Origin of the sequence: Actinomyces sp. oral taxon 170 str. F0386 (assembly GCF_000195595.1) — a bacterium.
Lineage (GTDB): Bacteria > Actinomycetota > Actinomycetes > Actinomycetales > Actinomycetaceae > Actinomyces.
This window is the reverse complement of record NZ_GL882556.1, coordinates 1-656: the sequence shown is the minus strand read 5'-3', so window position 1 is coordinate 656 and position 656 is coordinate 1. Positions and strand designations below refer to the sequence as shown.

Annotated in this window: 2 protein-coding genes; both read left to right on the top strand. The window is 76.4% G+C overall.

Going from position 1 to position 656, the window contains the following annotated elements; translation table 11 throughout:
* On the top strand, positions 1 to 218 hold a 218-nt coding region (locus tag HMPREF9056_RS14745; RefSeq protein ID WP_009405048.1), incomplete at its 5' end, for a hypothetical protein.
* Positions 215 to 586 (top strand): Rv3654c family TadE-like protein, encoded by a 372-nt coding sequence (locus HMPREF9056_RS10970; protein WP_009405047.1) that lies wholly within the window; start codon positions 215 to 217, stop codon positions 584 to 586. The genes HMPREF9056_RS14745 and HMPREF9056_RS10970, both read left to right, overlap by 4 nt.
* The last annotated feature ends 70 nt before the right edge of the window (positions 587 to 656 follow it).

Below are 656 nucleotides of genomic sequence, written 5' to 3'. Positions count from 1 at the left end.
TGGCCGACGCCGCACGCACCGCCGCCCGCCAGGCCGCCATCGGCCAGGACGACTATGCCGGTGCCGCCCAGCGCGTGGCCGGTGGGGTGAGCCTCGGCGTCGAGCAGGGCGAGCTCACCTGCGTCACCGCCGCCCGGCCCGTGCCCGGCCCACTGGGCGGGCTGGGCCTGACGGCTCGTGCCCGCGCCTGCGCCTACACCGAACCGAGCAGCCCATGAACCGCCCACGAAGGGATGAGCGTGGCTCGGGGACGGTCTACGCCCTGGGTGTCATCGCGGTGCTCCTGGCGGTCGCGGTCGGTATCGCGGGCCTCATCCAGGCGCAGAGTGCCACCGGTCGGGCCCGGGCCGCCGCGGACCTCGCGGCCATCTCCGGTGCCACGGTCCTGTCCTCGGTGGTCGCCCCCGGCGACCCCTGCACCATGGCCGGACGCGTCGCCGCCGCCAATGGCGCCTCGGTGAGCGCCTGCTCCGTGGCCGGCGAGGACGTCACGGTCAGCGTGACTGTTCCCGTGACGATCCTCGGCCTGCCCCGCCAGGCCGCCGCCCAGGCCCGCGCCGGCCCCGTCGACGCCCCGGCCGGCTGAGCTCAGTGCGCCTGGCCCGAGCCTCAGTCCTCGACGGCGACGGTGGCGTCGTTGGCGTACTGGGTGGCGT

Excerpts from the sequence above, each read along its gene's own strand:
- HMPREF9056_RS10970 (WP_009405047.1), top strand. The coding sequence starts at position 215 with ATGAACCGCCCACGAAGGGATGAGCGTGGCTCGGGGACGGTCTACGCC.